The sequence below is a fragment of the Streptomyces alfalfae genome, from assembly GCF_004127445.1.
In the GTDB taxonomy this organism is placed as follows: Bacteria; Actinomycetota; Actinomycetes; order Streptomycetales; family Streptomycetaceae; genus Streptomyces; species Streptomyces alfalfae.
Genome location: NZ_QEXM01000041.1, coordinates 200,615 through 224,618 on the forward strand (window position 1 = coordinate 200,615; position 24,004 = coordinate 224,618).

General features: G+C 72.8%; 24 protein-coding genes. 12 read left to right on the top strand and 12 right to left on the bottom strand.

Going from position 1 to position 24,004, the window contains the following annotated elements:
- Positions 1-43 precede the first annotated feature (43 nt).
- Positions 44-1,045 (top strand): bile acid:sodium symporter family protein, encoded by a 1,002-nt coding sequence (locus DCW30_RS20415; protein ID WP_205576625.1) that lies wholly within the window; start codon positions 44-46, stop codon positions 1,043-1,045.
- A 101-nt stretch (positions 1,046-1,146) separates the two neighbouring features.
- Here the strand turns inward: DCW30_RS20415 and DCW30_RS20420 are convergent, their stop codons facing one another.
- From DCW30_RS20420 to DCW30_RS20445, 6 genes are all read right to left on the bottom strand, one after another.
- The gene (locus DCW30_RS20420; protein ID WP_062779421.1) at positions 1,147-1,689 is read right to left on the bottom strand and encodes an arginine repressor; all 543 of its coding nucleotides are present in this window, start codon (positions 1,687-1,689) and stop codon (positions 1,147-1,149) included.
- 7 nt (positions 1,690-1,696) lie between these two features.
- Entirely contained in the window at positions 1,697-2,905 is a 1,209-nt protein-coding gene (locus DCW30_RS20425) for an acetylornithine transaminase (RefSeq protein WP_076687077.1), read from the bottom strand.
- On the bottom strand, positions 2,902-3,834 hold the full coding sequence (gene argB, locus DCW30_RS20430; RefSeq protein ID WP_076687076.1) for an acetylglutamate kinase: 933 nt from the start codon (positions 3,832-3,834) through the stop codon (positions 2,902-2,904). Before argB ends, DCW30_RS20425 begins: the two co-directional genes overlap by 4 nt.
- Positions 3,831-4,982 (bottom strand): bifunctional glutamate N-acetyltransferase/amino-acid acetyltransferase ArgJ, encoded by a 1,152-nt coding sequence (argJ, locus tag DCW30_RS20435; protein ID WP_076687075.1) that lies wholly within the window; start codon positions 4,980-4,982, stop codon positions 3,831-3,833. The genes argB and argJ overlap by 4 nt, the downstream gene beginning before the upstream one ends.
- Positions 4,979-6,007: an N-acetyl-gamma-glutamyl-phosphate reductase gene (argC, locus tag DCW30_RS20440; RefSeq protein ID WP_076687074.1), complete on the bottom strand. Its 1,029-nt coding sequence runs from the start codon at positions 6,005-6,007 to the stop codon at positions 4,979-4,981. Before argC ends, argJ begins: the two co-directional genes overlap by 4 nt.
- A gap of 107 nt (positions 6,008-6,114) precedes the next feature.
- Entirely contained in the window at positions 6,115-6,513 is a 399-nt protein-coding gene (locus tag DCW30_RS20445; RefSeq protein ID WP_076687073.1) for a winged helix-turn-helix transcriptional regulator, read from the bottom strand.
- 155 nt (positions 6,514-6,668) lie between these two features.
- On the opposite strand from DCW30_RS20445, the gene DCW30_RS20450 reads away from it, so the two are divergent.
- On the top strand, positions 6,669-7,280 hold the full coding sequence (locus DCW30_RS20450) for an FMN-dependent NADH-azoreductase (protein WP_076687072.1): 612 nt from the start codon (positions 6,669-6,671) through the stop codon (positions 7,278-7,280).
- A gap of 199 nt (positions 7,281-7,479) precedes the next feature.
- Positions 7,480-9,015, top strand: coding sequence for a SpoIIE family protein phosphatase (locus tag DCW30_RS20455; RefSeq protein ID WP_079250190.1), 1,536 nt, complete (start codon positions 7,480-7,482; stop codon positions 9,013-9,015).
- Between the two features lie 41 nt (positions 9,016-9,056).
- Here the strand turns inward: DCW30_RS20455 and DCW30_RS20460 are convergent, their stop codons facing one another.
- A complete protein-coding gene (locus tag DCW30_RS20460) occupies positions 9,057-9,473 on the bottom strand; it encodes a DUF5997 family protein (protein ID WP_076687071.1) in 417 nt (138 codons plus the stop codon).
- A gap of 58 nt (positions 9,474-9,531) precedes the next feature.
- Between DCW30_RS20460 and DCW30_RS20465 the strand changes: the two genes are divergently transcribed.
- Positions 9,532-10,275 carry a LysR family substrate-binding domain-containing protein gene (locus DCW30_RS20465; protein WP_076687070.1) on the top strand — a complete coding sequence of 248 codons (744 nt, stop codon included), beginning with the start codon at positions 9,532-9,534 and terminating at the stop codon, positions 10,273-10,275.
- An 85-nt stretch (positions 10,276-10,360) separates the two neighbouring features.
- Here DCW30_RS20465 and DCW30_RS20470 read toward each other — a convergent pair whose 3' ends face one another.
- The gene (locus tag DCW30_RS20470; protein WP_076687069.1) at positions 10,361-12,580 is read right to left on the bottom strand and encodes an NADP-dependent isocitrate dehydrogenase; all 2,220 of its coding nucleotides are present in this window, start codon (positions 12,578-12,580) and stop codon (positions 10,361-10,363) included.
- A 129-nt stretch (positions 12,581-12,709) separates the two neighbouring features.
- Here DCW30_RS20470 and DCW30_RS20475 point away from each other — a divergent pair, with 129 nt between their 5' ends.
- Genes DCW30_RS20475 through DCW30_RS20490 form a run of 4 tightly spaced genes read left to right on the top strand, consistent with a single transcriptional unit; the run spans position 12,710 to position 16,412 of the window.
- Positions 12,710-13,306 carry a TetR/AcrR family transcriptional regulator gene (locus tag DCW30_RS20475; protein ID WP_076687068.1) on the top strand — a complete coding sequence of 199 codons (597 nt, stop codon included), beginning with the start codon at positions 12,710-12,712 and terminating at the stop codon, positions 13,304-13,306.
- A complete protein-coding gene (locus tag DCW30_RS20480) occupies positions 13,303-14,931 on the top strand; it encodes an MFS transporter (protein ID WP_076687067.1) in 1,629 nt (542 codons plus the stop codon). The genes DCW30_RS20475 and DCW30_RS20480 overlap by 4 nt, the downstream gene beginning before the upstream one ends.
- Positions 14,928-15,917 (top strand): aldo/keto reductase, encoded by a 990-nt coding sequence (locus tag DCW30_RS20485; RefSeq protein WP_062779739.1) that lies wholly within the window; start codon positions 14,928-14,930, stop codon positions 15,915-15,917. Before DCW30_RS20480 ends, DCW30_RS20485 begins: the two co-directional genes overlap by 4 nt.
- A 42-nt stretch (positions 15,918-15,959) precedes the next feature.
- The gene (locus DCW30_RS20490) at positions 15,960-16,412 is read left to right on the top strand and encodes a DUF6314 family protein (protein ID WP_062779396.1); all 453 of its coding nucleotides are present in this window, start codon (positions 15,960-15,962) and stop codon (positions 16,410-16,412) included.
- Here the strand turns inward: DCW30_RS20490 and DCW30_RS20495 are convergent.
- Positions 16,409-17,845: an aminotransferase-like domain-containing protein gene (locus tag DCW30_RS20495; protein ID WP_076687066.1), complete on the bottom strand. Its 1,437-nt coding sequence runs from the start codon at positions 17,843-17,845 to the stop codon at positions 16,409-16,411. The genes DCW30_RS20490 and DCW30_RS20495 overlap by 4 nt on opposite strands.
- Between DCW30_RS20495 and DCW30_RS20500 the strand changes: the two genes are divergently transcribed.
- Together DCW30_RS20500 and DCW30_RS20505 are read left to right on the top strand one after the other, a co-directional pair.
- Complete coding sequence (locus tag DCW30_RS20500; protein ID WP_076687065.1) at positions 17,844-18,797, top strand: DMT family transporter; 954 nt, start codon at positions 17,844-17,846, stop codon at positions 18,795-18,797. The genes DCW30_RS20495 and DCW30_RS20500 overlap by 2 nt on opposite strands.
- A gap of 96 nt (positions 18,798-18,893) precedes the next feature.
- Positions 18,894-19,088, top strand: a complete 195-nt coding sequence (locus DCW30_RS20505) for a DUF1918 domain-containing protein (RefSeq protein WP_062779388.1) — start codon at positions 18,894-18,896, stop codon at positions 19,086-19,088.
- Between the two features lie 15 nt (positions 19,089-19,103).
- On the opposite strand, the gene DCW30_RS20510 is transcribed toward DCW30_RS20505, so the two are convergent.
- Positions 19,104-20,339 carry a glycoside hydrolase family 10-like protein gene (locus DCW30_RS20510; RefSeq protein ID WP_076687064.1) on the bottom strand — a complete coding sequence of 412 codons (1,236 nt, stop codon included), beginning with the start codon at positions 20,337-20,339 and terminating at the stop codon, positions 19,104-19,106.
- Between the two features lie 181 nt (positions 20,340-20,520).
- On the opposite strand from DCW30_RS20510, the gene DCW30_RS20515 reads away from it, so the two are divergent.
- Both DCW30_RS20515 and DCW30_RS20520 read left to right on the top strand, forming a co-directional pair.
- Positions 20,521-21,381 carry a 3-hydroxybutyryl-CoA dehydrogenase gene (locus DCW30_RS20515; protein WP_062779737.1) on the top strand — a complete coding sequence of 287 codons (861 nt, stop codon included), beginning with the start codon at positions 20,521-20,523 and terminating at the stop codon, positions 21,379-21,381.
- Between the two features lie 275 nt (positions 21,382-21,656).
- Positions 21,657-21,914 (top strand): hypothetical protein, encoded by a 258-nt coding sequence (locus tag DCW30_RS20520; RefSeq protein WP_076687063.1) that lies wholly within the window; start codon positions 21,657-21,659, stop codon positions 21,912-21,914.
- Positions 21,915-21,920: 6 nt separating this feature from the next.
- Here the strand turns inward: DCW30_RS20520 and DCW30_RS20525 are convergent, their stop codons facing one another.
- A complete protein-coding gene (locus DCW30_RS20525) occupies positions 21,921-22,463 on the bottom strand; it encodes an NUDIX hydrolase (protein ID WP_062779382.1) in 543 nt (180 codons plus the stop codon).
- Between the two features lie 122 nt (positions 22,464-22,585).
- The gene (locus DCW30_RS20530; RefSeq protein ID WP_076687062.1) at positions 22,586-23,935 is read right to left on the bottom strand and encodes an NsdA family TPR-like regulatory protein; all 1,350 of its coding nucleotides are present in this window, start codon (positions 23,933-23,935) and stop codon (positions 22,586-22,588) included.
- Between the last annotated feature and the right edge of the window lie 69 nt (positions 23,936-24,004).

Consider the following 24,004-nt stretch of genomic DNA (forward strand, 5'->3'; position numbering starts at 1 on the left):
AGACGGGGTTGCGTGCGGGACGGCCGGGGCGTTGCATCGCGCCGTGCAACCCGAACAGAAGCTCCACGACCCGGCCGAGGCGCCGGGCGCCGCCGACAAGGCCGCCCGCCGCGCCGTCACGGTCTTCCCCGTCCTCGTCCTGGCGGCCGGCGCCCTCGGCCTCCTCGCGCCCGGAACCTTCGAGGGCTGGGGCACGAACGTCCCGTACCTGCTCGGCGTGGTGATGTTCTGCATGGGCCTGACCATGACCCCGCTGGACTTCCAGGGCGTGGTCAAGCGCCCCTGGGCCGTCGCGCTCGGGCTCGTCGCGCACTACGTGATCATGCCCGGGCTCGGCTGGCTCATCGCCCACGCGCTCGGGCTCTCGCCGCAACTGGCCGCGGGCGTCATCCTGGTGGGCTGCGCGCCGAGCGGCACGGCCTCGAACGTGGTGACGTACCTGGCCCGCGGCGACGTGGCGCTCTCGGTCTCGGTGGCCACGGTCTCGACCGTGCTCGCGCCCCTGATCACCCCGCCGCTGACGCTGCTGCTCGCGGGTGAGTACCTGCCGGTGGACGCGGGCTCGATGGTCACGGACATCCTCAAGACCGTGCTGCTCCCGGTCATCGCCGGACTGCTCGTACGGCTGCTCTTCGGGCGGTACGTGGACCGGGTGCTCGGCGCGCTGCCGTGGCTGTCGGCGCTGACGATCGCGGCCATCGTCACGATCGTCGTGGCGGGCAGCGCGGCGGCCATCAAGTCGGCAGCGGCCCTGGTCCTCCTCGCCGTCGTCCTCCACAACGGCCTCGGCCTGGCCCTGGGTTACGGCGCAGGCAAGCTCTCCCGCCTCGGCCCGCCGGCGTCCCGCGCCATGGCCTTCGAGGTGGGCATGCAGAACTCCGGCCTCGCGGCGTCGCTGGCCACGGCCCACTTCAGCCCGCTGGCCGCGCTCCCCGCGGCGGTCTTCTCCGTCTGGCACAACGTGTCGGGAGCGCTGGTGGCGGCCTGGATGGCCCGCCGGCCGGCCGGACCCCAGGCAGCCGGATCGAGCCCGTCCGGGCTTTGAGGACGAGCCGGGCGCAGCCGGCGAGGAGCCCCGCCCGAGGCCGGCCCGCCCAGGGGAAGGGCCCGCCCAAGGTCAGGCGCCTACCCAGCGCCAGGGGTCCGCTATTCGTTCGAGGCCAGCCGCAGGAGATGGTCGGCCAGGGCCTGCCCCCCTGCCGGTTCCCTGCTGATGAGCATGAGCGTGTCGTCGCCCGCGATCGTCCCGAGGATGTCGTGCAGTTCGGCCTGGTCGATCGCCGAGGCCAGGAACTGCGCGGCCCCCGGCGGCGTCCGCAGGACGACCAGGTTCGCCGACGCCTCCGCCGAGATCAGCAGCTCCGCGGAGAGCCGCCGCATCCGCTCCTCCTTGGCCGACTCCCCGAGCGGCGCGCGCGGCGTGCGGAATCCGCCCTCGCTCGGCACCGCGTAGATGAGGTCGCCCTCGGCGTTGCGGATCTTCACCGCGTTCAGCTCGTCCAGGTCCCGCGAGAGCGTCGCCTGCGTGACGGTCAGACCGTCGTCCGCGAGCAGCTTCGCCAACTGGCTCTGGGAGCGCACCGGCTGCCGGTTGAGGATGTCCACGATCCGGCGGTGGCGTGCCGTGCGGGTCTGCGGCACGGCGGGACCCGCGTGGTCGACGTGCTCGTTGCCTTGCGCCTGGCTCATCGTCGTCTCATTCTCCGGATCGTCCGTCCCCGTGGGCCGTCTCGGCGGCCTTGTCCAGTACGCCGGGCAGCGCCCGGAGGAACGCGTCCACCTCGTCGTCGCGCACGTTCAGCGGCGGCATCAGCCGTACGACATCGGGGGCGGGCACGTTCACCAGGAAGCCGGCGTCCTGAGCCGCCTGCTGCACCCGTGGCGCGAGCGGCTCGGTGAGCACGATACCCAGCAGCAGGCCCGCGCCCCTGACGTGGTTCACGAGCGGGTGACCGAGTGACTCGATCGTGTCCCGCAGCTTCTCCCCGGCCCGCTTGGTGTTCTCCAGCAGCCCCTCCGCGGCGATGGTGTCGACGACGGCGAGCCCCGCGGCGCACGCGACGGGGTTGCCGCCGAACGTCGTGCCGTGGTGACCGGGCCTGAAGAGCTCCGCCGCGGCGCCGAACGCCACGGTCGCACCGAGCGGCAGACCGCCGCCGAGACCCTTCGCGAGTGTGACGACGTCGGGCTCGACGCCTTCGTGCGCCAGGTGCTCGAACCAGTGCCCCGTCCGCCCGATCCCGGTCTGCACCTCGTCGAGGACGAGGAGCGTCCCGGTGGCCCTGGTGATCTCCCTGGCCGCCTTCAGGTACCCGGCGGGTGGCACCACGACGCCGTTCTCGCCCTGGATCGGCTCGATGATCACGAAGGCGGTGTCGGTGGTGACCGCCGCCCGCAGCGCCTCGGCGTCACCGTACGGGACGTGCGTGACCTCGCCGGGCAACGGGACGAACGGCTGCTGCTTGCCGGGCTGTCCGGTGAGGGCGAGCGCACCCATGGTCCGGCCGTGGAAGCCGCCCTGGGTGGCGACCATGTGCGGCCTGCCCGTCAGCCTGCCGATCTTGAAGGCGCCCTCGTTGGCCTCCGCCCCGGAGTTGCAGAAGTACACGCGCCCCGCACGGCCGAAGAGCTGGAGCAGCCGTTCGGCGAGCGTGACGGGCGGCTCGGCGACGAAGAGGTTCGACACATGGCCGAGGGCGCCGATCTGGGCGCTCACGGCCTCGACGACGGCCGGGTGGGCGTGGCCGAGCGCGTTGACGGCGATGCCGCCGACGAAGTCGACGTACGCGTTGCCGTCGGCGTCCCACAGCCTGCTGCCCTCGCCGCGCACCAGGGGCAGCTTGGGCGTGCCGTAGTTGTCCATGAGCGCGCCCTGCCAGCGCGCGGTCAGCTCCTGGTTGCTCATGACTCCCCCACTGCCTGGTCGGGCTCTGCCTGGTCGGGCTCGATCCGGTCGGGCACGACCATGGTGCCGATGCCCTCGTCGGTGAAGATCTCCAGCAGGATCGAGTGCTGGACGCGCCCGTCGATGACCCGGGCGGTGTTCACGCCGTTGCGCACGGCGTGCAGACAGCCCTCCATCTTGGGGACCATGCCGCTGGCCAGCTCGGGCAGGAGCCTTTCGAGCTCCAGCGCGGTGAGCCTGCTGATGACCTCGTCGGAGTCGGGCCAGTCCTCGTAGAGCCCCTCGACGTCGGTCAGGACCATCAGGGTCTCGGCGCCAAGCGCCGCAGCGAGTGCCGCAGCCGCCGTATCAGCATTGACGTTGTAGACATGTCCGTCGTCCTCGGAGCGGGCGATCGAGGAGACCACCGGGATGCGGCCGTCGGCGAGCAGCGCCTCGATGGCGCCCGTGTCGATCTCGGTGATCTCGCCGACACGGCCGATGTCGACCAGTTCGCCCTCGATGCGCGGCTGGTGCTTGGTGGCGGTGATGGTGTGCGCGTCCTCGCCGGTGAGCCCGACGGCGAGCGGGCCGTGCCGGTTGAGCAGGCCGACCAGTTCGCGCTGCACCTGTCCCGCGAGCACCATGCGTACGACGTCCATCGCGTCCTCGGTGGTGACGCGGAGGCCCGCCTTGAACTCGCTGACGATGCCGTGCCGGTCCAGCGCCTTGCTGATCTGCGGGCCGCCGCCGTGCACGACCACGGGCTTGAGGCCGGCGTGGTGCAGGAAGACCACGTCCTGGGCGAAGGCGGCCTTCAGCTCCTCGTCGACCATGGCGTTGCCGCCGAACTTGATGACGACGGTCTTGCCGCGGTGCCGGGTCAGCCAGGGCAGCGCCTCGACGAGGATCTGCGCCTTGGGCAGCGCGGTGTGCTTGCGCGCGCTCATGAGCTGTACGCGCTGTTCTCGTGGACGTAGTCGGCGGTGAGGTCGTTGGTCCAGATCGTCGCGGTCTCGGCGCCGGCCGCGAGGTCGGCGGTGACGACGATCTCGCGGTAGCGCATGTCGACCAGGTCGCGGTCCTCGCCGACGGAGCCGTTCTTGCAGACCCAGACGCCGTTGATGGCGACGTTGAGCCGGTCGGGCTCGAAGGCGGCGGACGTCGTGCCGATGGCGGAGAGCACCCGGCCCCAGTTGGGGTCCTCGCCGTGCAGGGCGCACTTGAGGAGGTTGTTGCGGGCGATGGACCGGCCGACCTCGACGGCGTCGGCCTCGCTCGCGGCGTTCACGACCTCGACCTTGATGTCCTTGCTGGCGCCCTCGGCGTCCCCGATGAGCTGGCGGCCGAGGTCCGCGCAGACCTCGCGGACGGCGTCGGCGAACTCGGCGTGCTCCGGGGTGACTCCGGACGCGCCGGAGGCGAGCAGCAGGACGGTGTCGTTGGTGGACATGCAGCCGTCGGAGTCGACCCGGTCGAAGGTGACGCGGGTGGCGTCGCGCAGCGCCGTGTCCAGGAGACCGGCCTCCACGTCGGCGTCGGTGGTGAGCACGACGAGCATCGTGGCGAGGCCGGGGGCGAGCATGCCCGCGCCCTTGGCCATGCCGCCGACGGTCCAGCCGTCCCTGGCGGCCACGGAGGTCTTGTGCACGCTGTCGGTGGTCTTGATGGCGATGGCGGCCTTCTCGCCGCCGTGCGCGGAGAGTTCACCGGCGGCCTTCTCGACGCCCGGCAGGAGCTTGTCCATGGGGAGCGTCACGCCGATGAGCCCCGTCGAGGCGACGGCGACCTCGCCCGCGTTCAGCGACAGCGTCTCGGCGACCTTCTCGGCGGTGGCGTGCGTGTCCTGGAAGCCCTGCGGCCCCGTGCAGGCGTTGGCACCACCGGAGTTGAGGACGACGGCGGAGACGAGGCCGCCCTTGAGCACCTGCTCCGACCAGAGGACGGGGGCGGCCTTGACGCGGTTGGAGGTGAAGACTCCTGCGGCGGCCAGGCGGGGCCCGGTGTTGACCACGAGGGCCAGGTCGGGGTTGCCGTTCTCCTTGATGCCGGCGGCGATGCCCGCCGCCGTGAATCCCTTGGCTGCCGTCACACTCACGGCGCGACTCCGATCGTTGTGAGCCCGGTGGCCTCGTCGAGGCCGAGGGCGATGTTCATGCTCTGCAGGGCGCCGCCCGCGGTGCCCTTGGTGAGGTTGTCGATGGCGCTGATCACGATGACGCGGCCGGCGCTCTCGTCGTACGCCGCCTGGATCTGCACGGCGTTCGAGCCGTACACCGCGGCGGTCGCGGGCCACTGCCCCTCGGGCAGCAGCCGGACGAACGGCTCGTCGGCGAAGGCCTTCTCGTACGCGGCCCGCACGCTGTCGGCGGTGACGCCCTCCCTGGCCTTCGCGCTGCACGTGGCGAGGATGCCGCGGGGCATCGGCGCCAGCGTCGGCGTGAAGGACACGGAGACGGGGGCGCCGGCCGCGGCGCTGAGGTTCTGGACCATCTCGGGGGTGTGCCGGTGCCCGCCGCCCACGCCGTACGGCGACATGCTGCCCATCACCTCGGAGCCGAGCAGGTGCGGCTTGGCGGCCTTGCCCGCGCCGGAGGTGCCGGAGGCGGCGACGATCACCGCCTCGTGCTCCACCAGGTCCGCGGCGTACGCGGGGAAGAGGGCGAGCGAGACGGCGGTGGGGTAGCAGCCGGGCACGGCCACGCGCTTGGCGCCTGCCAGGGCGGCGCGGCGGCCGGGCAGTTCGGGCAGGCCGTAGGGCCAGGTGCCCGCGTGCGGGCTGCCGTAGAACCTCTCCCAGTCCGCCGCGGCCTCCAGCCGGAAGTCGGCGCCCATGTCGACGACGAGGACGTCGGGGCCGAGCTGCTCGGCGACGGCCGCGGACTGCCCGTGCGGCAGGGCCAGGAACACGACGTCGTGGCCCGCGAGGACCTCGGGGGTCGTCGGTTCGAGGACGCGGTCGGCGAGCGGAAGAAGATGCGGCTGGAGGCCGCCCAGGCGCTGCCCCGCGTTCGAGTTCCCGGTCAGGGCGCCGATCTCCACCTCGGGGTGGACGAGCAGCAGACGCAGCAGCTCGCCGCCCGCGTACCCACTCGCCCCTGCCACTGCTGCGCGTACCGCCATGGAACCCTCCTCTTGGATGGCATGACTATACGCATAGCCGCACTTTTATGCAATTGAAGATCTGTTCAACGAGGGCCGGGCGACAGGCCCCGCGCCTGCCCGGGGCGCTAGGCGTTCCGCGCGTCCGCGGGCCGCGGCTGCCGCATGGAGGGGCAGCCGCCGCGCTCGGACGCGCCCAGGAACCGCTCGGCCCAGTCGCCGAGTTCCCGCAGGGCCGGCCGCAGGGCCTCGCCCGCGGGAGTCAGCCGGTAGGAGACGCGCAGCGGCGGGCCCGCGTCCACTTCGCGGACGACCAGGCCGGCCTCTCCGAGCTCGGCGAGGCGGTCGGAGAGCATGCGCTCGCTGATCCCGTTGACCGCGCGGCGCAGCTCGGCGAAGCGGCCGGGGCCGCTCATCAGGCTGGCGAGGATCACGCCGTTCCAGCGTTTGCCCAGGAGAAGGAAGACGCGCTCGACCGCGTCACCCACTCCTGCGCACTGCCCCGTGTCCCGCCACTCCTCTGCCATGCCTTCATGATACCGCCTACCACTTAGTCACTAACAAAAAGTGCGCTACTGTTACTTCGTAAGCAGCTTACGAAGTCAGTGAGCGGCGCCGCTCCCGTGCGCCGGTCCACCGCATACCGCGCGCCACGCGCGCCCACCACCGAGGAGCACCTCTCATGGCCGTTCTGCTGCACATCGACTCGTCCCTGTCCCCCCTGGAGCGTTCCGGCTCCCGCCGGCTCACCGACGCCTTCCGCAAGGCCTGGGAGGAGGAGCACCCGCAGGGCAGCGTCGTCTACCGCGACCTGGCCGCCGCCCCCGTGCCGCACCTGGATGCCGCCACCGTCACCGCCGCGTCCGTCCCGCCGCTGCGCGAGGAGCTGATCGCCGAGTTCGAGAAGGCCGACGTGGTCCTCATCGGCGCCCCCATGTACAACTTCACGATCCCCTCCACCCTCAAGGCGTGGCTCGACCACGTCATCCTGGCGGGGCGGACGTTCGGCCCGGACGTGGCCCCGTCCGGCAAGCGGGCCGTGGTCGCGTCCTCGCGCGGCGGCTCCTACCGCCCCGGCACGCCGCGGGCGGGCTTCGAGTTCGACACCAACTACCTGGAGAAGGTGCTCGGCGACGGGCTCGGCCTCCAGGTCGAGGTCATCACGCGCGAGCTCACGATGGCCGCCGTCAACCCCGCCATGGCCGAGCTGGTGCCGCAGGCCGAGGAGTCGGCGCGGCAGTCCCTGGAGCGGGCCGCCGAGTCGGCGCGGGAGCACGCCGCGCTCCTGGCCTGAAGCACGGGTCCGGGGCTGCGGGGCGGGGCACGGCCCCGCAGTCCCGATGCGGCACCGACCCCGTCCGCATCGTGCACAAAGCGACAACAGCGAAGCGATAACGGCGAATTTCTCGCAGGCCCGGGCCGGCGGCGGCGCGTGTGCTGGAGTAGCGCTCATGCCACCCAAGGGGGCAGGAGGCACGCGAAACGAGGCACCGATGACGTCTGTGGAAACCGTGCGGGGCGCCGAGGGCCGGCATGAGCTGTTCAGGGAGCTGGTGGAGTCCTCACAGGACGCCATTCTCATGAAGACGCTCGACGGCGAGATCACCTTCTGGAACGCCGCCGCGCACCGCCTGTACGGATACACCCCCGCACAAGCCATCGGCAGCCACGTCGGCCTGCTCGTACCCCCCGATCTCCAGGACGAGGAAGCGCATCTCCTCTCCCGGATCGCCCGCGGCATCCGCATCGAGCACTACGAGACCCGCCGGACCACCAGTGACGGACGCGTCCTCGACATCGACGTCACCCTGTGGCCCATCCGCAGCGCCGACGGCGCCATCACCACCGCCTGCTCCGTCATGCGCGACATCACCGAACGCAAGAGGGCCGAGGCGGAGCTCACCGAGCTGTACGCCCAGCAGCGGCAGATCGCGCTGGCCCTCAACCTCATGGGGTCGGCCAAGCGCATCCCGGGCGCCCGCACCGCGAGCCGCTATCTGCCGTCGACCCAGGGCCAGGGGGTCGGCGGCGACTGGCTCGACCTGATCGACCTGGGGGCCGGCCGCGTCGGGGTCTTCATCGGCGACGTCATGGGGCGCGGCATGGACGCGGCCGTGGTGATGGGGCAGCTCCGCTCCGCGGGCCGCGCCCTGGCGCTGGCCGGGCTCCCGGCGTGCGAGCTGATGCAGACCCTCGACGCGTTCACCCGCGATCTGCCCGAGCCATTCGTCACGTGCCTCTACCTGGAGGCCGACCCGACCCAGGGCGAGATCACCGTGTGCTCGGCCGGTCATCTGCCGGTGCTCCTCGTCGATCCGGACTCCAAGGTCCGCGAGCTCCCGGTGCCGACGGGGCTGCCGCTGGGGGTGGGCGGGGTGCCGCACCAGCAGGTGCGGCTGCCGCTGCGGGCGGGGACGACCCTCGCCCTCTACACCGACGGCCTCGTGGAGACGTCGAGCACCGACATCGACCAGCAGCTCGACCGGCTGACCAGTGCCCTTGAGGGCGTCTTCGACACCACCGAGGACCTGGAGCGGGCCGCGGACCACGTCCTGCGCACCCTGCTCCCCGACACCGCGTCGCACGCCGACGGCGTGACGCTGCTGCTCGTCGGGTTCCCCACCGCGCCGCTCGACATCGCGGCGCGGGAGCTGGCGTGCGAGCCCGTGTCCGTCCCCGCCGGGCGGCGCTTCCTGAGCGAGAAGCTCACCGAGTGGGGCCTGGCCGAACTGACCGACTCCGCGCTGCTCCTCACCTCCGAGCTGCTGACGAACGGGGTCCGTCACGCGCGGGGGCCGCTGCATCTGCGCCTGTGGCACAGCGCGCGCGAACTCGGCGTGGAGATCACCGACCACAGCACGCCCCGGCCCAGGGCCCGGCTCGCGGAGAGCACCGAGGAAGACGGCCGGGGCCTGCTCCTGGTCGACGCCCTCGCCCACGCCTGGGGCACCCGGCCCGACACCGCCGGCAAGACGGTCTGGTTCACCCTGCTGGTCCGGCCGGACGAGCCGGAGCCCGGCGACCGCTGAGCCGCGGGGCCCGGCCGGAGGCCTCCCCGCGTCTCGGGCTCTCAGGCGCGGGGGGCGTCCTCGCGGGCCGCGTCCCGCTCCGCCTGCTCGGCCCGCTTCTCCTTGATCCGCACCGCTTCCTTGCGGACGTCGGCCTGGACGGCGCGCTCCTGGCGGAGCCAGCCGGGCTGCTCCTGCTTCAGGGCCTCGATCTGCTCGGTGGTGAGCGGCTCGGTGACCCCGCCGCGGGCGAGGCCCGCGATGGAGACGCCGAGCTTGGCGGCGACGACGGGGCGGGGGTGCGGTCCGGTGCGGCGCAGCTCGCGCAGCCACTCGGGCGGGTCGGCCTGGAGCGCGTTCAGCTCGCCGCGCGAGACCACGCCCTCCTGGAACTCTGCGGGGGTGGCCGGAAGGTACACACCCAGCTTCTTCGCCGCGGTCGCGGGCTTCATGGTCTGGGTGGTCTGGTGCGACGTCATGGGGTCAAGGGTATCGAGCGTGTGCGCCGCCGCTGACCACGGCGGGTAGCCTGGCGACGTGACAGGCTCGGAAACAACCCCTTCGTTCCGGCTCGCCTACGTCCCGGGGGTGACGCCCACCAAGTGGGTGCGGATCTGGAACGAGCGGCTGCCCGACGTCCCGCTGACCCTCGTGCAGGTGTCCGCCGCCGAAGCACCCGACGTGCTGCGGGCGGGCGACGCCGACGCCGGCTTCGTCCGGCTGCCCGTCGACCGTACGGACCTCAGCGCGATCCCCCTCTACACCGAGACGACGGTCGTCGTAATCCCCAAGGACCACGTCGTCGCCGCGGTCGACGAGGTCTCCGCGGCGGACCTCGCCGACGAGGTCGTGCTCCACCCCCTCGACGACACGCTCACCTGGGAGCGACGCCCCGGCCTGCCCGCGCACGAGCGCCCCGCCACCACCGAGGACGCCGTCGAACTGGTCGCCGCGGGCATCGGCGTACTCGTCGTCCCGCAGTCCCTCGCCCGGCTGCACCACCGCAAGGACCTCACCTACCGCCCCGTCACGGACGCCCCGGAGTCACGGGTGGCCCTGTCGTGGCCGGAGGCGGCCACCACGGACCAGGTCGAGGACTTCATCGGCATCGTCCGCGGCCGCACCGTCAACAGCTCGCGCGGCCGTGCGCAGGCCCCGGCCACGCAGGAGAAGCCGCAGGACAAGGCCAAGGCCAAGCCCAGGGGCGCGGCCCAGCCGAAGAAGAAGCCCGTGGCCCGCCCCAAGGCCGCCAAGCGCGGCAGGCCCCGCCGGCGCTCGTAGCCCCGTACGCACGTGGAGGGGGCCTCCCGCCGGTCGGCGGGAGGCCCCCTTTCTCACGTACCGAGGACCTCGGTGCGCGCGGACGTCAGCCCAGGATCGACAGCGCCTGGTTGAGCGTCGCGGACGGGCGCATGACCGCGGAGGCCTTGGCCGCGTCGGGCTGGTAGTAGCCGCCGATGTCGGCCGGGCTGCCCTGCACCGCGATCAGCTCGTCGACGATGGCCTGCTCCTGCTCGGAGAGCGTCTTGGCGAGGGCGGCGAACGCCTCGGCGAGCTCCGCGTCCTCGGTCTGCTTGGCCAGCTCCTGCGCCCAGTACAGGCCGAGGTAGAAGTGGCTGCCGCGGTTGTCGATGCCGCCGAGGCGACGGCTCGGCGACTTGTCGTTCTCCAGGAACGTGGCTGTGGCGCGGTCCAGGGTGTCGGCCAGGATCTGGGCGCGCGCGTTGCCCGTGGTGGTGGCCAGGTGCTCGAAGCTGACCGCGAGGGCCAGGAACTCGCCCAGGCTGTCCCAGCGCAGGTAGTTCTCCTTGACGAGCTGCTGGACGTGCTTCGGGGCCGAGCCGCCCGCGCCCGTCTCGAAGAGGCCGCCGCCGTTCATCAGCGGGACCACCGAGAGCATCTTGGCGCTGGTGCCCAGCTCCAGGATCGGGAAGAGGTCCGTGAGGTAGTCGCGCAGGACGTTGCCGGTGACGGAGATGGTGTCCTCGCCCCGCCGGATGCGCTCCAGGGAGAACGCGGTGGCCTCGACCGGCGACATGACCCGGATGTCCAGGCCCTCGGTCTCGTGGTCGGCGAGGTAGCGCTCGACCTTGCCGATGAGCACGGCGTCGTGGGCGCGGCTCTCGTCCAGCCAGAAGACGGCCGGGCTGCCGGTGGCACGGGCGCGGGTGACGGCGAGCTTCACCCAGTCCTGGATCGGCGCGTCCTTGGTCTGGCACATGCGGAAGATGTCACCGGCGGCGACGGTCTGCTCCAGGACGACCTCGCCCGCTCCGTCGACGACGCGCACGGTGCCCGTGGCCGGGATCTCGAAGGTCTTGTCGTGGCTGCCGTACTCCTCGGCCTTCTGCGCCATCAGGCCGACGTTCGGGACCGAGCCCATCGTCGACGGGTCGAAGGCGCCGTTGGCGCGGCAGTCGTCGATGACGACCTGGTAGATGCCCGCGTAGCTGCTGTCCGGGAGGACGGCGAGGGTGTCGTGCTCGGCGCCGTCCGGGCCCCACATGTGGCCGGAGGTGCGGATCATGGCCGGCATGGAGGCGTCCACGATGACGTCGCTGGGGACGTGCAGGTTGGTGATGCCCTTGTCGGAGTCGACCATGGCGAGCTCGGGGCCCTCGGCCAGCTCGGCCTCGAAGGACGCCTTGATCTTCTCGCCGTCGGCCAGCGAGTCCAGGCCCTTGAAGATGCCGCCGAGACCGTCGTTCGGGGTCAGGCCGGCGGCGGCGAGGACGTCGCCGTACGCGGCGAAGGTCTTCGGGAAGAAGGCACGGACCACGTGGCCGAAGACGATCGGGTCGGAGACCTTCATCATCGTGGCCTTGAGGTGCACGGAGAAGAGGACGCCCTCGGCCTTGGCGCGGGCGACCTGCTCCTTGAGGAACTCGCGGAGCGCGGCGACGCGCATCACGGAGGCGTCGACGACCTCGCCCGCGAGGACCGGCACGGACTCGCGCAGGACCGTGGTGGAGCCGTCGTCACCGGTCAGCTCGATGCGCAGGGAGCCGGCCTCGGAGATGACCGCGGACTTCTCGGTCGAGCGGAAGTCGTTCTCGCCCATGGTGGCGACGTTCGTCTTGGAGTCGGCCGTCCAGGCGCCCATGCGGTGCGGGTGGGCCTTGGCGTAGTTCTTGACCGACGCGGGGGCGCGGCGGTCGGAGTTGCCCTCGCGCAGGACCGGGTTGACGGCGCTGCCCTTGACCTTGTCGTAGCGGGCGCGGATGTCGCGCTCCTCGTCGGTCTTCGGGTCGTCCGGGTAGTCGGGGAGCGCGTAGCCCTGGCCCTGCAGCTCGGCGATCGCGGCCTTGAGCTGCGGGATCGAGGCCGAGATGTTCGGCAGCTTGATGATGTTCGCCTGCGGCGTCTTGGCGAGTTCGCCGAGCTCGGCGAGGGCGTCGTTGATGCGCTGGCCCTCATCGAGACGCTCGGGGAAGCTCGCGATGATGCGGCCCGCGAGCGAGATGTCGCGGGTCTCCACGCTGACACCCGCCGTCGAGGCGTAGGCCTGGACCACCGGCAAGAACGAATGGGTCGCCAGGGCCGGGGCCTCGTCAGTGTGGGTGTAGATGATGGTCGAGTCAGTCACCGGGTGCTCCGCTCCGCGTCTGCAACATTGCTCGACATCAAGATATCTCGTACCTCCCCCCTCACGGACAGTGCCCCTGGGGCCCGAATCTTGGTAGACACTGTCTACGCGGTGCGGTAGACAGTGTCTATGAGTGAACAGGACTCCGGGCTGCGGGCCCGGCTGGTGGACGTCGGCGTGGACCTCGTGGAGGCCGAGGGGGTGCAGGCGCTGACCCTGCGGGAGATCGCCCGCAGGGCGGGGGTGTCGCACGGGGCGCCCCGGCGCCACTTCCCCACCCACGTGGCGCTGCTCTCCGCGATCGCCCGCCGGGGCTTCACGGATCTCGCGGCGGAGGTGGAGCGGGCGGCCGGGGGCAAGGGCCGCGGGGACGCCCGCGCGCGGCTGAAGGCGCTGAGCCGTGCGTACGTCGGCTTCGCCGGGGCGCACCGGGGGATGTTCGAGCTGATGTTCCGCCACGACCTGCTCGAAAGCGAAGGGCTCGGGCTGCGGGAGACCAGCCTGCCGCTCTTCGACGTCCTGGTCGGCCTGGTCGCCGAGGCGCGCCCGCAGGCCGGCGGCCACGGCGTCGGGCCGCGGGTCGCCGCGGGGGCGCTGTGGGCGAACCTGCACGGCATCGCGCAGCTCTGGGTCTGGGGCAGCCTCGCGCTCGCCTCCGGGGCCGCGGACGTGGAGCCGCTGATCGACGCCGCGCTGGACGCGCACGTCGGCCCGGCGCGGCCATGACCGCGCCCACCTCGGCCCAGCGGAACCTGACCCTGGCGTGCGGTGTCCTCGGCGCCGTGGTCGTCGCCCTGGACGGCACCGTGCTCACGGTCGCGCAGCCGGCCCTGCAACGCGATCTGGGCGCCTCGTTCGCCGAGGTCCAGTGGACCAGCACCGGCTATCTGATCGCCGTGGCGAGCCTGCTCGTCTTCGCGGGGCGGCTCGGCGACCGGTACGGCCACCGGCGGCTCTTCGCCGTCGGCACGCTCGGCTTCGCGCTCGCCTCGGCCGGCGTCGGCCTCGCGCCCGGCGTCGGCTGGGTCATCGGGCTGCGCGTCGCCCAGGGCGTCTTCGGCGCGCTGTCGCAGCCGGCCACGCTGGGGATGCTGCGGGCGGCGTTCCCGCCGGAGCGGCTCGGCATGCCCCTCGCGCTGCGGACCAGCGCCATCGGCCTCGCGGCTGCCGCCGGGCCGCTGCTCGGCGGGGCGCTCGCCACCTGGCTCGGGTGGCGTTCGGTCTTCTTCCTGAGCGTGGCGCCCGCGCTGGCGATCGGGCTGCTCGCGCTGCTGGTCCGCGTGCCGGAACCGCCGCGCGAGGGCCCCGCTTCCGCCCTCGACCTGCCGGGGGCCGGGCTCCTCGCGGTGACGCTGGCCTGCCTCGTGCACACGCTGGTCGGCGTCCCGGAACACGGCTGGACGGCGGCCACCGCGGCCGGGGCGCTGGTGGCCGTGGCGGCGGGCACGGCGTTCGCGCGCCGCGAGCGCCGGACGGCGAGCCCCCTGGTGCCGCCGCGCCTCCTCGGCCCGACGGCGGCGGGACCTGCCCTCGCCGTCCTGGTGGCGGCGTCCGCCGCGATGTTCGGCACGCTTTTCGTGGCGACGTACTTCCTCCAGGACGTCCTGTCGCTCGACCCCTTGGACAGCGCGGTACGGGCGCTGCCGCTCGCGGCCATGATGGTGGTGAGCGCGCCGCTCGCGGCGGTGGTGCTGCGGCGGCAGGGCCCGCGGCGGACGGTCACGACGGCGATGGCGCTGCTGACACTGGGCGTCCTCACCCTCTCCCGTCTGGACGAGGGCTCCGGGGCGGTGCCGGCCTGCGGCGGATTCCTGCTGGCCGGCGCGGGCTTCGGCACGGTGATGGTGGCCGCGACGGCGGTGGTGGTCCGGCAGGCCCCGCCGGAGTGGGCCGGGGTGGCGGGCGGCCTCCAGCAGACGGCGATGAACGTGGGCCCGGTCCTGGGCATCGCCACGGCGACCACCCTGATGACGGCCTTCGCCCCGCCCGCCACCGGCCCGGAAGCCGCGTTCCTCGCGGCGATGGGCCCGACGCTGACGGCCCTCGCGGCGGTGGCGGCGCTGGGGGCGCTGGCGGGGTGGCGGCTCCCGCGGGGCGCGTCCCCCGCCGAACGGCTCGCCCGCGCCGGGGGCGCCGTCGGCGCAGGGCCTTCGGCTTCGCGCCGGTCACGTCGGTGGCGGGCAGCTTCCCGCCCCGCGGGACGACGTCTCCGGCCGGGCCCGGGACCACGGTGGCCGACCGGTCAACCGCCCTGTGGCAAGCCCCGTACGGCCGCCGCCTTGACCTGGAGTCCGCTCCAGCTCCTAGGGTCGGGACCGACCACGGAGCACCAGCCAGGAGGTACACCATGAGCAGCCTTCCCACGCGTCGGCTCGGCGCGCTGACCGTCTCGGCGCAGGGGCTCGGATGCATGGGGATGAGCCACGGCTACGGCACGTCGGACGACGCGCAGTCGATCGCGACGATCCACCGGGCCCTCGACCTCGGCGTCACCCTCCTCGACACCTCCGACTTCTACGGCAGCGGCCACAACGAGCAGCTCATCGGCCGTGCCCTCGCCGGTTCGCGGCGCGAGGGGGCCGTCGTGGCGACGAAGTTCGGCTTCGCGAACCGCCTCGGCGAACCGCTGCGCATCCGGGGCGACGCGGCGTACGTGCGCGAGGCGTGCGACGCCTCGCTGCGGCGGCTCGGCGTCGACCACATCGACCTGTACTACGTGCACCGCGTCGACAAGGACGTGCCGATCGAGGAGACCGTCGGCGCGCTCTCCGAGCTGGTCGCGGCGGGCAAGGTGCGCCACCTCGGGCTCTCCGAGGCCAGTGCGCGCACGATCCGCCGGGCGCACGCCGTGCACCCGATCGCCGCGCTGCAGAGCGAGTGGTCGCTGTGGACCAGGGACCTGGAGGCGGAGATCGCCCCGGTCTGCCGCGAGCTGGGCATCGGCCTCGTCCCGTTCTCACCGCTCGGGCGCGGCTTCCTCACCGGCCGCTACACCTCGCTCGACGGGCTCCCCGAGGACGATCTGCGGCGCACGCAGCCCCGCTTCGCCGACGGCAACCTGGAGCGGAACCTCGCCATCGTGGACGCCCTGAACGCGCTCGCCGCCGAGAAGGGCGTCACCGCCGGGCAGCTCGCGCTCGCCTGGGTGCAGCACCGCGGCGACGACGTCGTCCCGATCCCCGGCACGCGCCGCGAGAAGTACCTGCTGGAGAACGTGGCGGCGGCCACCCTGGAACTGACCGCCGCCGACCTCGCGGCGATCGACGCGGCGGCCCCCGCGGAACGCGTCGCCGGTACCCGGTACGACGACCGCAGCATGGCGGTGGTGGACAGCTAGGCCCCCGCGGCCCCAGCGGGCCGGGCCGCGTAATCTGCGGTCATGCCGCCCGTCTTCCACCCCGTCCCCGACGCCCTCGCCCACCTCGCGGGCGAGTGGCTCGTCACCCGTGACGTCGTCGATCTCGGGGACGGGTCCGAGGGCCGTTTCGCCGGTACGACGGTGTTCTCCGCGCTGCCCGGCGTCGGCGGAAGCGGGCTCCTGCACCGGGAGTCGGGGACCTTCACCTGGCGCGGCGTCGCGCGCCCCGCCGAGCGGACCCTGCGGTTCCTCGCGGGTGACGAGCCGGGCACCGTCCGCGTGGAGTTCGCCGACGGACGCTTCTTCCACGGCCTCGACCTCCGCGCGGGCCGGCACACCGTCGACCACCCGTGCGCGCGGGACCTCTACCGCGGCGAGTTCGAGGTGTACGACCGGGACCGCTGGCGCTCGCGCTGGCGGGTGGGCGGTCCGGCCAAGGACCTCCTGCTCGTCACGGACTACGTGCGCGGTTAGCCGCCCACCTCGTCGCAGGCGGCCCGCAGCCTCCGTACGCCCTCCTGGATCTCGGCGACGCTCGCGACCGCCGCGAAGCTGAGGCGGACGTGGGCGGCCGGGGGTTCCGCCGCGAAGTAGGGGCGGCCGGGGGCCACGGCCACGCCCGCGCGCAGGGACGCCGAGGCGAGGGCCGTCTCGTCGACGCCGTCGGGCAGCCGCACCCAGAGGTTGTAGCCGCCCGCCGGGATGTGCGGCACCGCAAGGTCGGGGACGCGCAGCCGCAGGGCCGCGGCCATGGCGTCCCTGCGGACCCGCAACTCCCCCGAGACGGCGCGCAGGTGGCGCGGCCAGGCCGGGGAGCCGACCAGTTCGAGTGCCGCCTCCTGGAGCGGCCTCGGCACGAAGAAGTGGTCGACGACCTGGATGGCGCGCAGCCGTTCCAGGACCGGACCGCGGGCCGCGAGCGCGCTCACCCGGAAGCTCGGCGACGTGGCCTTGGTGAGCGAGCAGACGTGGACGACGACGCCGTCGTGGTCGTCGGAGGAGAGCGGGCGCGGCAGCGGGCCCGCGTCCTCGTGGACCAGGCGGCGCACGAAGTCGTCCTCGATGACGAACGCCCCTGCGGCGCGGGCGATCCGCAGGACCTCCGGGCGCCGCTCGGCGCAGAGCACGGCCCCCGTCGGGTTCTGGAAGAGCGGCTGGCAGACGAAGACCTTCGCGCCGGTGGCCCGGAAGGCGGCCTCCAGGAGATGCGGGCGCACCCCGTCCGTGTCGACCGGCACCGGCACGGGCCGCAGCCCGGCCGCGCGGGCGATGGCCAGCATCCCCGGATAGGTGGGCGACTCCACGAGCACCGGCGCCCCCGGCGGCGCGAGCGCCCGCAGCGCGGTGGTGAGACCGCTCTGGCCGCCGGCGGTGATCAGCACCTCCGCGGCCGTGATCGCCCCGCCGATGCCGCGCGCGAACCACTCCCGCAGCTCGGGGAGCCCGTCGATCGGGGGCCTGCCCCACGCTCCCGGCCGCCGCCCGGCCCGCGCGAGCGCCGCCGCCATCGCGCGCTCGGGCTGGAGGGCGGGGTCGAGATAGCCGCCGTTGAACTCGATGACGCCGGGCGCGGGCGCGGCGAGCGTGGCGAGCACCCCGGAGGCGTCGACGGCGCGCGGCACCAGCTCCGCCGTGGCGTCGGCGCTCAGGGACACCTCCTGCCACGAGGTGTCGCCGGCGGGCGCGGCGGAGGCCTGCGGCTCGGCGCGGAAGACCCCGGCGCCGGGGCGGGTGACGACGAGGCCTTCGGCGGCGAGCTGCCCCAGGGCGCGCGACACGGTCACGGGGCTCACCCTGAACCGCTCGACGAGCGCCCGGCTCGACGGCAGCTTTCCACCGGGGGAGTAGCGATCCAGCTCCTTCTTCAGCTGTTTCGCCAGTTCATCGACACTGCTACCGTCATGCATGACAGCACAGGATAGCGCTACCCGCCCGGAGCGGATAGCGGTCACCCCAGCGACCGGCCCCGCCGACCGCCCGGCGGTCACCGACGCCACCGGCCAACGCCGGACCGGCACCCTGATGGCCGCCCTTGGCGTCGTCGCCTTCTCGCTCACCTTCCCCGCCACCGCCTGGGGCCTGGAGGGCATCGGCCCCTGGAGCCTGGTGACGCTGCGCGGCGCCCTGAGCGCGCTCATCGCCGGCGGCTGCCTGCTGGCCCTGCGCGTCCCGGTCCCGCACCGCCGCCACTGGCCGGGCCTCGCGGTGGTCGGCGCCGGCGTCGTCGTCGGGTTCCCGCTGCTCACCACGCTCGCGCTCCAGACCTCCACCACCGCTCACGCCGCCGTCGTCGTGGGACTGCTCCCCCTGACGACCGCCGTCCTGTCGGCGCTGCGCACCGGGGCGCGCCCCTCGCGGACGTTCTGGGTGGCGGCGCTCGCCGGGGCCGCCGCCGTCATCGCCTTCACCGTGCAGCAGAGCGGCGGCGCCCTGACCGGCGCCGACCTCTACCTCTTCGGCGCGCTCCTGATCTGCGCGGCGGGCTACACCGAGGGCGGCCGGCTGGCCCGCGAGATGCCGGGCTGGCAGGTCATCGGCTGGGGCCTGATGCTCTGCCTGCCGCTCAACGCCGTGGGGGCGTTCGTCGCCCTCCGGCACGAGTCGTTCCAGCTCACCGGGCACAGCACGGCGGGCCTGCTCTACGCCGCGATCGGCTCGCAGTTCCTCGGCCTGGTCGTCTGGTACCGGGGCATGGCGGCCATCGGGGTGCCCAAGGCCAGCCAGCTCCAGCTCGCCCAGCCGCTGCTCACGCTGGTCTGGTCGGTGTTCCTGCTGGGCGAGCACCTGCCCGTCGCCGCGCCCGTCACGGCGGCCGCCGTGCTGGTCTGCATCGCCGTCACCCAGAGGGCCCGGGGCTGACTCGTCCGGCGTCCGGCCGGGCGCCTGCCGCCGCCTCCCGGCATAGACTGGACGCCACGGATCGCGACCGCAGAGCGGGACGAGGGAGTACTCCAGATGCGCGCAACCGTAGGGGACATGCTGGTCCTGCACGGCAGGACCGTCGGGCAGCACGACCGGACCGCGGAGGTCGTCGAGGTGCTCGGCGCGGACGGCGGCCCGCCGTACCGCGTCCGGTTCGAGGACGGCCACGAGACGCTGCTGTCGCCGGGCCCCGACACCGTCGTACGGCACGAGGACCCGGCGAGCTAGCTCGGCGCAAGACCGTCAGCGCGGCGGCTTCGCCGGCTTCTGGTAGTGGTCGGCGACCACGCGCGCCATCGCGCCGTTCTTGTCGACGCCGACCTCCTTGGCGGAGAAGTAGACGTGCCCGCGCACCTCGCGGTACCGCTCGGCGAACGTGAGGTGCCGGGACAGCTCGGCCGGGTCCTGCCAGGGCGCGGGCTGCGCCGGGTCGCCCGCCTTGTAGAGGGCCTCCCCGATGTACAGGTTCACGCCCGTGCCCCGCACGACCTCGTTCCACCACGGGACGAGCTTGGCGTAGTCCGCGGCGGCGAAGCCGATGTTCCAGTAGACCTGCGGGACGATGTAGTCCAGCCAGCCCTTCCTCACCCAGCCGCGGGTGTCCGCGTACAGGTCGTCGTACGTCTGCACCCCGGCCCTGGTGTCCGACCCGGTCGGGTCGGTCGCGATGTTGCGCCAGACCGCGAACGGGCTGACCCCGAACCGGGTGCCGGGCCGCGCCTTCTTCACCCGGGCGGACATCTCGCGCACCAGCTGGTCGATGTTGTCGCGCCGCCAGGAGGCGCGGTCGGGGAATCCCTTGCCGTGGCGGGCGAAGGCGTCGTCGTCGTCGAAGACCTGCCCCGCCACCGGATACGGGTAGAAGTAGTCGTCCCAGTGGACGGCGTCGACGGCGTAGCGCCGCACCGCGTCGAGCATCGCGTCCTGCACGAAGCGCCGCACCTCGGGCAGGCCCGGGTTGTAGTAGAGCTTCCCGCCGTACGGCACGACCCAGTCGGGGTGCACGCGTGCGGGGTGGGTGGCCACCAGGCGCGAGGGGTCGGTGTGATTCGCGATGCGGAAGGGGTTGAACCACGCATGCAGCTCCAGGCCCCTCTTGTGCGCCTCCTTCACCGCGGTGCCCAGTGGGTCCCAGCCCGGGTCCTTGCCCTGGACCCCGGTGAGGTACTCCGTCCACGGCTCGTGCGGCGAGGGCCAGAGCGCGTCGGCGGTGGGCCTCACCTGGAAGACCACCGCGTTGAGTCTGCGGTTCACCGCGGAGTCCAGGAAGGCGAGCAGCTCGCCGCGCTGCGCCTGCGCGGTGAGCCCCGGCTTCGAGGGCCAGTCGCGGTTGACCACCGTCGCCAGCCACATGCCGCGCAGCTCGCGGCCCTTGTGCGGACGCCGGCCGGGATGCGCCGCCGCGCTCCCCGCCGACGTCAGGCCCGCGACCGTCGCCGCGGCCAGCACCGAGAATCCCCGACGTGACATATGCCTCATCGTTACGCCCCTGAGCTCGCATCCGTCCGGCTCCGTCGCCGGTTGCGCACAGCATGCCCGACCCGGCACGCCATGGACCCCGTGTCGCGGAGTAACGTTCACGGCCGAGGCAGGCGCCGCGTCCGAACGGGGGGTTCCTGCCGGCCCCGTAATCAGCGAAAGGCACGAGGTGACCGACTCCATGACCGATATCGCACGCGTCGGAGTGGTGGGCTGTGGCCAGATGGGCGCCGGGATCGCGGAGGTCTGCGCCCGCTCCGGTCTTGACGTGAAGGTCGCGGAGACCACCGGTGAGGCCCTGGAGATCGGCCGTACGCGGCTGTACAACTCGCTCTCCAAGGCGGCCGAGCGCGGCAAGATCTCCGAGGAGGAGCGCGACGCGACGCTGGCCCGCCTGAGCTTCACCACCGACCTCGGCGAGTTCTCCGACCGTGACCTGGTCATCGAGGCCGTCGTGGAGAACGAGCAGGTCAAGACCGAGATCTTCCAGGTGCTCGACCAGGTGGTGACCCGGCAGGACGCGATTCTCGCCTCCAACACCTCCTCCATCCCGCTGGTGAAGCTGGCCGTCGCGACCTCGCGTCCCGACCAGGTCATCGGCATCCACTTCTTCAACCCGGCGCCGGTGCAGCAGCTCGTCGAGCTGATCCCCGCGCTCACCACGTCCGAGGGCACCATCAGCCGGGCCCAGGTCATGGTGGAGAAGGTGCTCGGCAAGCACGCGATCCGCGCCCAGGACCGCTCGGGCTTCGTGGTCAACGCGCTGCTCATCCCGTATCTGCTCTCCGCGATCCGGATGTTCGAGTCGGGCATCGCCAGCCGCGAGGACATCGACAACGGCATGGAGATGGGCTGCGCCCACCCGATGGGCCCGCTCAAGCTCTCCGACCTGATCGGCCTCGACACGGTCGCCTCGGTCGCCGACTCGATGTACGCCGAGTACAAGGAGCCGCTGTACGCCGCTCCCCCGCTGCTCCAGCGGATGGTCGACGCGGGCCGCCTGGGCCGGAAGTCGGGCTCGGGCTTCTACACCTACGTCTGAGGCCCGCTGCCCCCGCGTCCGGGGCTTCTCCGGCTCCGTCCGGGATGTTCGGCCCGCGCGCGCCGGACATCCGGAGCGATTCACTCCCCGTACGCGCACGGGCTGTGCCCGACGGGCCCGGCACTCCTTCGAGTGCCGGGCCCGCGGCGTTCACACGCCGTGTGCGCAGCGGGCTCGCATATGCCCATCGCACACTCTCCCGCCCTGTCCACCAGGAGAGTTCACTACCGGTGCGGATGAAGGGGGGACGCGCCACTACAGAGAGGAGTGCACTCGTGACCACCGACGGCGAGAGTGCCGTGGTCCCGGAAGAATTCGCCGAGTTACGCCGTAGCCTGGACGTGGGTCTGGCCCGCGTCGACGGACGGCTGGCGTTGCTCACACAGCACGACGACCAGAACGCCAAGACGGTGCAGGCCCTGGAGACCCGGGTCGCCGCCTTGGAGCACACGCGCTGGCCGCTGCCCGCGATCGTCGCCCTGGCGGCGGTCGCGACACTGGCCGTGGCGGTCTGGCAGGCCATCGGGCGCTAGCCGACGCTAGCGCGCGTCCTGGCCGAGGCGCAGATGGTGCAGGAGGAGCAGCGCCGCGGCCATGTTGGCGGCCGGGACCTCCCCGCGGGCCACCATGTCGGGCACGAGTTTGAGAGGGACCCATTCACGGCGGTCCGACTCGAAGTCGTCCTGCGGATGGCCCACGTACGTCCCTTCGTCGGACCAGTAGATGTGGTGCCGGGCGTCGGTGAGCCCGTTGGAGGGCTCGACGCTCATCAGGTGCCGCAGCGGGCCCGGCCGCCAACCGGTCTCCTCCTCCATCTCACGTGCCGCCGCGTACGCGATGTCCTCGCCGTCCTCGACGACGCCCGCCGCGAGTTCCCATCCCCAGCTGTCGGTGATGAAGCGGTGCCGCCACAGGAGCAGGACCTCGTTGGCCTCGTTGACGACGGTGGCCACGGCGACGGGCCGCATCCGTATGAGGAAGTGGTCCAGATGCCGGCCGTCGGGCAGTTCGACATCCGCGAGATTGACCGTGAACCACCGATTGCCATATACAGTTTGTTCGTTTCGTTTCGTCCATTGCACGGTTCTGCCACCTTCCGCCGAGTTGCTGGCAATATCGCAGCAGGCGGAAGGTCGGAGCAGAGTGTGTGAGGCACGGAGAGGTGTGGACGGCACGCCCCGGGAGCCGGGCCGCCACCGGCGCGTCACAGCGGGACGCGCAGCGCCCCCGCGATGAGTTCGGCCGCCTCGGCGGTACCCGCGCAGTCGCTGCGCACCAGGTGCTCGCGGACCGCGCGCAGCCGGTCGCGCAGCCGCTGCGACTCCATGCCCCGCGCCTGTTCCGCCATTTCGACGGCCGTGGCCACCGCTCGGTCGGTGTTTCCCTGGCGCAGTTCGATCTGGCTGAGCATCGCGAGGCGGTGGACCCGGCCCCGGTCGTGCGCCGGGGTGTCCACGGCCGCCGCGGCGTGCTCCCGGGCACTGGTCAGATCCCCGAGGCTGAGCAGTGCCTCCGCCACCTGTACGTTGACGAGGCCGGGCTGCACATACCCCGTCTCGTCCGGCTCCCGGCCGCGCAGGATGCGGTCGGCCGCGGCCTCGGCACGCCTGATGCACGACAGCGCGCTCCTGCCGTCGCCCAGGTGCGCGTACGCCTTGGCCTGCATGGCGTACAGATCCGATGCGAGCGCCGGGGTGAGGTCACGGCCCGCGGCCCGCAGCGCCGCCTCGGCGAACGCCACCGCCTGGCGGTACTCCCGCATGAACAGCGACTGGTTGACGAGCAGCGCGATCACGTACGCCCCGAGCCCCATGTCCCCGCTGGCCTTCGCGAGCCGCAGGGCCTGGTGGAAGTAGCGCTGGGCGAGGCCGTGCGCGTCGGAGTCGTAGGCGCAGATCCCCGCTATCGCCACCAAGCCGCCCGTGGAGCGGTGCAGCTGGCGGCCCATCTCGTCCGTGTAGCTTCCGCGCAGCAGGGGCGCCGCCTCTGCGTTGAGGAAGCCGACGATGCGGGTGCGGGTCGCGACGCCGCCGGTCTTCCGGTACATCTGCTCGTAGTGCGCGCGGGCGGCCCGCATCATCTCGATGTCCGCCGTGCTGACGGGATGCCGGCCGCCGCGCGAGACGTCGACGTCGTCCGGCGGGTTCTCCCACTCCCAGACCGGCATCACCGCGGGCGTGCCGGTGACCGCGGGGGCGCCGAGCAGGTGCGGGCGCTGCTGTTCGTCCGAGCGCCACAGCGCGGTGGCCCGCTCCACGAAGCCGGAGAGCGTCGTGGCCGCCGAGCCGACGCGGGCCGAGGGGACGCCGGGCACCCCGAGGCCGATGTCGTCCAGGGTGACGGGCCGCTGCAACCGGGCGGCGAGCACCTCGCAGATCAGGTCGGGCACCTGGCCCCGCGGACGCTGCCCCTTCAGCCAGCGGGACACGGCCGTGTGTTCGTAACGCAGCGCGAGGCCCCGGGACTTGCCGGCCTGGTTCACATGCGCGGCGAGCCCCGCGTGGGAGATGGCGGCTTCGTCGAGGATCGCGTCGAGCAGAGTGTTGGGCTGCATGGATGCCCTCCGATGGCTCGGTCCCGTCCAGACTAGTCGAGGCGCCTTCACACGGGGTGTGAACGGAGT